Consider the following 7,446-nt stretch of genomic DNA (forward strand, 5'->3'; position numbering starts at 1 on the left):
GATCGCGGTGACGCCCTGCGTGCGCTCGCGGGAATGTCGCGGCGCGAGCCGGTGTCCGCCGAGCACGAGGGCGGCGGGCACGACGAGCGCCGCGGCGACGACCCCGATGCCGACCGCCACGATGACGCCGGCCGCGGCGGACACCAGCAGGTCTCCCGGGGCGACCACGAGGGCCGCGAGCATCGCGATGCCGAGCACCAGGCCCGCGAACTGGACGGTCCGGCCGGCGGTGGCGACGGTCGCTCGGGCGGCGCGATCGACCGCGTCGGGCCCGTGGTCCTGCTGGCCCGCCAGCTCCTCGCGGAACCGCGACACCATGAGCAGGGAGTAGTCGACGCCGAGGGCCAGGCCCATCATCGAGGCGAGGCTCACCGACACGACGTCGAGCTCGACGATCTCGGTCAGCAGCCGAAGGCCCCCGAAGCTGGCCGCGACGGTGGCCCCGCCGAGGATCGCGGGGATCGCGGCCGCGGCGACGGAGCGGAACACGAGCAGCAGGACGATCAGCAGCAGCGGGACGGCGATCCGCTCGGCGCGGCGGATCTCGTCGAAGCTCGTCTTCTTCAGGCTCTCGCCGATGGCGATGAAGCCGGTGACGTGCGGCTTCACCGGTCCGCTGATGGTGTCCTTGATGGCCGAGCGGACGCTGGCCTGCCCGTTGTCGACCGTCTCGGCGATGGGCCGGTCGACGGCGACGAGGATCATCGCGGCTCCGGGCTCCGGTCGCAGCGACGCGGCGGACGGGTCGCCGTCGAACGCCGACACCACCCGGTTCACGGGGTCCTCGCGCAGCGCGCGCACGAGGCGCGGGCCCTGCTGGTCGAGGGCCTTGGCGGGGCCGGTGAGCAGGACGGGGATCGTCACGCTCTCGCCGAACTCGCGCTCGGCGATGTCCACGGCGCGCGCCGACGGGGTGCCCTTCACCACGAGCGTCGACTGCGAGAGGTGGGATTCGACTCCCAGCCCGAGCGCGCTCAGGGTGCCGAGCAGCACGGCAGCGAGCAGCAGCGCGCGGCGCGGCGCGCCGACGGCACCCCGGCTCAGACGGCGCAGCACGACTCGGCCCCGGCTCCGAACATTGAACGAAAGTCAAAGTCATCCGGGGCGCCTGCCGTGTGACGTCCATCACACGGCAGGTCCGATCGGCCTCAGCAGCCGCTGTAGCCGCCGTCCAGCGGGATGATCGTGCCGGTGAGGTAGGCCCCCGCGCGCGAGGACAGCAGCAGCGCCAGGCCGATCATGTCCTCGTCGCTGCCGATGCGCCCGAGCGGGATCGTCGAGGCGACGGCGTCGCGTCCCTCGTCGCTGGCGAGCATGAACGCGGTCATCTTGCTCTCGAACGGGCCCGGGGCGATCGCGTTGACCGTGATGTGCTCGCTCGCCAGTCGCTTGGCCAGATGCCGGGTGAGCATGTGGACGGCGGCCTTCGAGGCGCTGTAGGAGTAGTTCTCCATCATCGGCACCTTCAGCCCGTCGACCGACCCGATGTTCACGACGCGCGCGGGGTCCTCGGCGCTGGCGGCGGCCCGCAGCTGCGGCAGCAGCGCGACGGTCAGGTGGAAGACGCCCTCGACGTTCGTGTGCGAGACCTTGTCCCACCCGGACTGGGGGAACTCCTCCAGCGGCGCGCCCCACGTGGCCCCCGCGTTGTTGAACAGCAGGTCGAGGCGGTCGGTCCGCTCCCGCACCGCGTCGGCCAGCACCACCGCGCCCTCCTGCGTGGAGACGTCGGCCGGGATCGCCGCACAGCTGCCGAGCTCCGAGAGGCGCTCCGCGGCCGCCTGGCAGTCCGCCGCCTTGCGGGAGGAGATCAGGACGTCCGCGCCGTGCTCGACCAGGCCGCGGGCGATCATCAGGCCGATCCCGCGTGAGCCGCCGGTGACCAGCGCGACCTTGCCGGTCACGTCGAAGAGATTCGTCGTCATGCGGCGCAGTCTCGCCGACGGGCGCGCGTGACGCGGCGAGACGGGCCGGCGTCAGTCGGTGAGCGCGTCGGCCACGGCCTCGTCGGTCGCCCGCTTGGACGCATGACGCCGGTCGTAGGTCGTGCGCAGGAAGCGCTCGATGGTCTCGACCACCGGGATCGTCCGCCAGCTCGGGATCAGGTCGAAGGCGTGCTCCCCACCGCCGAGCTCGACGTAGGCGACCGTCTCCCGCGACGTGGCGCGCAGTTCCTGCACGAACGTCCGGGCCTGCTCGACGGGGATCAACGAGTCGTTCGCGCCGTGCACGACGAGGAACGGCGGTGCGTCCGCGTGGATGCGGAACCGCGGCGACGCCGCGCGGAACGCCTCGGGGTGCGACCGCAGCCGCTTCTTGAGGACGAGCGGCTCGAGCACCCACGGCTGCAGCATCGGCAGTCCGATCCGGTCCTCGTCGACGAGGTCGTACACGCCGTAGAACGGCACCGCCGCCTGGACCGTCGTGTCGGCCTGCTCGAACCCGGGCTGCAACGACCGGTCGCCGTCGGTGAGGGCCGCGAGCGCCGCCAGGTGACCACCGGCCGACCCGCCCGTGATCGCGACGAAGGACGGATCGACGTCGTACTCCTCGGCGTGCTCCCGGACCCAGGCGACCGCCCGCTTGACGTCGACCACGTGCTCGGGCCAGGTCGCGAACGGCGACATGCGGTAGTCGATGTTGACCCCCACCCAGCCGCACCGGGCCAGGTGGTTCAGGAGCGGGATGCCCTGCTCCTTGCGGCTGCCCACGACCCAGCCGCCGCCGTGGACCTGCACGATCGCGGGACGCCGCCGCCCGGGCTCCGGAGGATCGGCGGGGAGGTAGACGTCGAGCTTGCGCGGTCGCTCGTCGTCGTCGGTGTAGACGACGCCGCGTTCGTGTCGCACCCCCTCCGGGTGCAGCATGCGCAGGGGGAACACGACGTGCGACCGCGGCACCCGCGCGGAGGCCGGCGTGCCGTCGAGGTCGAGCTCCCCGATCTGGCCGGCGACCGACGCGGTCGAGCGCCTCGCGGTCATGGACCACGCGACCCCGGTGACGATCGCCGCCCCGACGAGCGCGCCGCCGACGACCCCGACGGCGTGGTCGAGCGCTCCGAGGGCGACGAGCCCCCCACCGACGAGCAGGCCGCCGACCACGAGGAACGGCGTGAGCTCCCGCGCCACCCAGGCGGCGGGCCACCGCAGCAGCACGTTCCACCACGCGTGGCGCGGGTCCCGCGCGTTGAGGATCAGACCGACCGACAGCAGGCCGAAGAGCAGGAGCAGCACCGAGGCGACGGACATGGACCCGCAGACTAGTCCCGACCACCGCCCCGGCGGCGCGGGCCCCGCTCCTCAGCGGGTCAGCTCGCGCACCAGCGCCTCGCAGAACGCGGGCAGGTCGTCCGGGTTGCGGCTCGTGATGAGCCCGCCCTCCACGTGGACCGTCTCGTCGACCCAGGTCGCTCCCGCGTTGCGGAGGTCCGTGGCCAGCGAGGGGTACGAGGTCAGCGTCCGCCCTTCGACGGCGTCCGCCTCGACGAGCAGCCACGGCGCGTGGCAGATCGCCGCGACCGGTCGACCGCCGTCCACGAACGCGCGCACGAACGCGACGGCGTCGCTGTCGGTCCGCAGCTGGTCGGGGTTCGCCACGCCGCCCGGGAGGACCAGGGCGTCGTAGGCGTCGGGATCGGCGCCGGCGACCTCGACGTCGACCGGGAACGTCGCTCCCGGGTCGAGACGGTCGAAGGACGTGATCCGGTCGGGTCGGGGCGAGATCAGCTCCGGGCGGCCTCCGGCGTCCTGCACCGCCTTCCAGGGTTCGACGAGCTCCACGCGCTCGACGCCGTCGGTGGCCAGGAAGGCGACGCGTCTGCCGTGCAGCGGGGTGGGGGTGTCCTCGTGTGCTGGCATGGCGGGGGTCTACCCACCGCGCCCTGCGTTCAGCCTCGCTCGTGGTGCCCGCCCCACGCCGTTCACGCGGTAGCGTGAGCACATGAGCACGAGCAACGGGAACGGCGCCGCCCGCACTCCGCGCGTGGCCATCATCGGCGCCGGGATGTCAGGGATCGGCATGGCCTGCAAGCTGCGGATGGCCGGCATCGAGAGCTTCCACATCTACGAGAAGTGGAACGGCCTCGGCGGCACGTGGCACGCCAACACCTATCCGGGCCTGCACTGCGACGTCCCGTCACGCAACTACCAGTACCGCTTCGCGCCCAACCCGAACTGGTCGCACGTCTTCTCGCCCGGCCGCGAGATCTGGGCCTACCTCGACAAGGTCGCCACCGACTTCGACCTCAAGGGCCGCATGTCGTTCAACACCGAGGTCGCAGAGGCGACCTGGGACGAGGACCGTCACGTCTGGACGTTGACGACGAAGGCCGGCGACGTCAGCGAGTGGGACTTCATCGTCACCGCGTGCGGTGGCCTCGTCGAGACGCGCACGCCGCACATCCCCGGGATGGAGGACTTCCAGGGAGCGCTCTTCCACTCCGCGGAGTGGGATCACCGCGTCCCCCTGAAGGGCAAGCGGGTCGCGTGCATCGGCACGGGTTCCACCGGCATGCAGATCACCAAGGGGCTGGCCGACGTCGCGGGTGAGTTCGAGCTGTACCAGCGCACCCCGCAGTGGATCCTCCCGCTGCCCAACCGCCGCTACAGCCGCCTGACGAAGTGGGCGATGCGGACGTTCCCCGAGCAGCTCGAGCCGCTGTTCTTCCGGGGGCACCAGCTGGCGACCGAAGGGACCTTCGGGGTCGCCGTCGTGCAGCCGGGCTGGCAGCGCACGATGCTGAGCTGGATGTGCCGCAAGCACCTGCAGTGGGGCGTGAAGGACCCCGACCTGCGGCGGCGCCTGACCCCGACGGACCAGCCGATGTGCAAGCGGCTGGTGATGGGGACGGGCTTCTACAAGCTGTTCCGGCGGCCCAACGTCAACCTCGTGGACACCGGGATCGACCACATCGAGGCGCGGGGCATCGTCACCAAGGACGGCGTGCTGCACGAGCAGGACGTCATCGTCATGGCGACCGGGTTCAACGCGCACGCGTTCGTCCGCCCGATGGAGCTCACCGGGCTGAACGGCGTGAAGCTCTCCGATGCCTGGGGTGAGCGCGAGCCCTACGGGTACCGCTCGGTGGCCGTGCCGGGGTTCCCCAACGTCTTCATGCTGATCGGCCCGCACTCGCCGTTCGGCAACCAGTCGCTGTTCACGATCTCCGAGACGCAGGCGGACTTCGCGATGGGGTGCATCCAGCGCTGGCGGGACCGCGAGCTGGAGTGGATGACGCCGACCGCCGAGGCGACCGAGCGCTTCAACGAGGAGATGAAGGCGGCGCTGCCCAACACGATCTGGACCACCGGCTGCAAGAGCTGGTACATCGGCAAGGACGGGCTGCCCTCGGTGTGGCCGTGGAAGGCCTCGCACCACCGCGAGATCCTGCGGCAGCCCGACCCGGCGGATTGGGTGATCGCGCGGCCCGGCGAACGCGAGGAGGAGCGGACGCCCGAGCCGGTCGCCTGACCCGGCGCGGACCGTTGCTCAGGCGACGGTCCAGGTGTCGCCGGCATGCAGCAGCGTCGCGAGCTGCTCGGTGCTCGGCACGGCGGGCGGCGGCGTGTCCGCCGCGAACACCGGGCGCTGCACGTCGCGGAACACGCCGATCGGCGTCGGTCCGTCGGGGTGGGAGGCCAGCCGCGACAGCGCGAACGCCTGCGCCGGGTTCTCCCGTCGCGGATCGTGGACGACGATGTCACGGAGGTCGGCCGAGGCCCGGTCCACGATCTGCAGGTCGCCGTCGGCGCCGTGCACGACGCACCGCTCCGCGCCCTGCGGCCCCCACACGATCGGGGCGCCGTCCACGAGGCGGATCTGGTTCAGGGCGGCCTGGTCCTTGTCGGTCAGCGCCTCGAACGCCCCGTCGTTGAACACCGGGCAGTTCTGGTAGATCTCGACGAGGGCGGACCCGGGGTGCGCCGCGGCGGCCCGCAGGACCTCGGGCAGGTGCTTCTTGTCACGGTCGACCGAGCGGGCGACGAACGAGGCGTCCGCCCCGAGCGCCAGCGACACCGGGTTGAACGGCGCGTCGGAGGAGCCGAACGGCGTGGACTTCGTGACCTTGCCGCGCTCGGACGTGGGTGACGCCTGGCCCTTGGTCAGGCCGTAGATCTGGTTGTTGAACAGCAGGATCTTGATCGGCACGTTGCGGCGCAGCGCGTGGATCAGATGGTTGCCGCCGATGGACAGCGCGTCGCCGTCGCCGGTCACGACCCAGATCGACAGGTCGTCGCGCGCCGTGGCCAGCCCGGTGGCGAGCGCCGGCCCGCGCCCGTGGATGCCGTGCATCCCGTAGGTGTCCATGTAGTACGAGAACCGCCCGGCGCAGCCGATGCCGGACACGAAGACGATGTTCTCGGGCGGGATGCCCAGCTCGGGCATGAACCCCTGGACGGCGGCGAGGATCGCGTAGTCCCCGCACCCCGGGCACCAGCGGGTCTCGGCGTCGGACTGGAAGTCCGCCTTGGTGAAGGTCGTCTGCACGGTGCTCATCCGACACGCTCCATGATGGCCTGCTCGATCTCCGGCGCGAAGAGGGGCCGGCCCTCCACCCGTGCGTAGGACTCCACGTCGACGAGGAACCTCGACCGCAGCACCATCGCCAGGTGCCCGGAGTTCATCTCCGGCAGCAGGACGCGGTCGTAGGACCGCAGGACCTCGGCGGTGTTGGCGGGCAGCGGGTTGAGGTGATGGAAGTGCGCGGTCGCCACGCGGGCGCCCTGGTCGCGCGCACGCCGCGCGCCCGCACGGATCGCGCCTCGGCTGGACCCCCAGCCGATCACGAGGAGGTCGGCGTCCTCGTCGCCGTGGACCTCCAGCGGCGGGATCTCGATGCCCGCCACCTTCGCGGCGCGCAGGTCGGTCATCCGCTGGTGGTTGGGGCCCTCGTAGGAGATCGCCCCGGTCAGGTCGGCCTTCTCGAGGCCTCCGATCCGGTGCTGCAACCCGGGGGTCCCAGGGATCGCCCACGGACGGGCGAGATCGTCGTCCCGCGAGTACGGCAGGAACGCCTCGCCGTCGAGCGGGACGCTGGTCCGGAAGTTCGGGTTGATCGTCCCGAGGGCGCCGACGTCCGGGATCCGCCACGGCTCGCTGCTGTTCGCGAGGAACAGGTCGCTGAGCAGGATCACGGGCGTCCGGTAGCGGATCGCGATCCGGGCGGCCTCGTAGGCGGCCTCGAAGCACTGGCCGGGCGTCGAGGCGGCGACGATCGGCAGCGGCGACTCGCCGTGCCGGCCGTAGAGGGCCTGCAGCAGGTCGGACTGCTCGGTCTTGGTCGGCAGGCCCGTCGACGGGCCCGCCCGCTGCACGTCCACGATGACCATCGGCAGCTCGAGCATCACGGCCAGGCCGATCGTCTCGGTCTTGAGGTCCATGCCCGGGCCGCTGGTGGAGGTCACGCCCAGGCGCCCGCCGAACGACGCCCCGAGCGCGATGGACGCC

The 7,446-nt window shown here is 71.9% G+C and carries 6 protein-coding genes and 1 pseudogene; 1 reads left to right on the plus strand and 6 read right to left on the minus strand.

Annotated features, from left to right (window positions below):
• The 4 genes from ABYE80_RS14250 to ABYE80_RS14265 form a co-directional block, all read right to left on the minus strand.
• Positions 1-1,056 (minus strand): MMPL family transporter (locus ABYE80_RS14250; RefSeq protein ID WP_372790948.1); only part of this gene is annotated, 1,056 nt, incomplete at its 3' end.
• A gap of 92 nt (positions 1,057-1,148) precedes the next feature.
• A complete protein-coding gene (locus tag ABYE80_RS14255; protein ID WP_372790949.1) occupies positions 1,149-1,925 on the minus strand; it encodes an SDR family NAD(P)-dependent oxidoreductase in 777 nt (258 codons plus the stop codon).
• Between the two features lie 51 nt (positions 1,926-1,976).
• Positions 1,977-3,248 (minus strand): alpha/beta hydrolase fold domain-containing protein, encoded by a 1,272-nt coding sequence (locus tag ABYE80_RS14260; protein ID WP_372790950.1) that lies wholly within the window; start codon positions 3,246-3,248, stop codon positions 1,977-1,979.
• 51 nt (positions 3,249-3,299) lie between these two features.
• Positions 3,300-3,857: a type 1 glutamine amidotransferase domain-containing protein gene (locus tag ABYE80_RS14265; RefSeq protein ID WP_372790951.1), complete on the minus strand. Its 558-nt coding sequence runs from the start codon at positions 3,855-3,857 to the stop codon at positions 3,300-3,302.
• A gap of 82 nt (positions 3,858-3,939) precedes the next feature.
• On the opposite strand from ABYE80_RS14265, the gene ABYE80_RS14270 reads away from it, so the two are divergent.
• Positions 3,940-5,469 carry a flavin-containing monooxygenase gene (locus ABYE80_RS14270; protein WP_372790952.1) on the plus strand — a complete coding sequence of 510 codons (1,530 nt, stop codon included), beginning with the start codon at positions 3,940-3,942 and terminating at the stop codon, positions 5,467-5,469.
• An 18-nt stretch (positions 5,470-5,487) separates the two neighbouring features.
• Here ABYE80_RS14270 and ABYE80_RS14275 read toward each other — a convergent pair whose 3' ends face one another.
• Both ABYE80_RS14275 and ABYE80_RS14280 read right to left on the minus strand, forming a co-directional pair.
• Complete coding sequence (locus ABYE80_RS14275) at positions 5,488-6,495, minus strand: 2-oxoacid:ferredoxin oxidoreductase subunit beta (RefSeq protein ID WP_372790953.1); 1,008 nt, start codon at positions 6,493-6,495, stop codon at positions 5,488-5,490.
• Positions 6,492-7,446 (minus strand): annotated as a pseudogene (locus ABYE80_RS14280) (2-oxoglutarate ferredoxin oxidoreductase subunit alpha); the annotation flags it as partial. The gene ABYE80_RS14275 and the pseudogene ABYE80_RS14280, both read right to left, overlap by 4 nt.

Origin of the sequence: Paraconexibacter sp. (genome assembly GCF_041602235.1) — a bacterium.
GTDB lineage: Bacteria > Actinomycetota > Thermoleophilia > Solirubrobacterales > Solirubrobacteraceae > Paraconexibacter.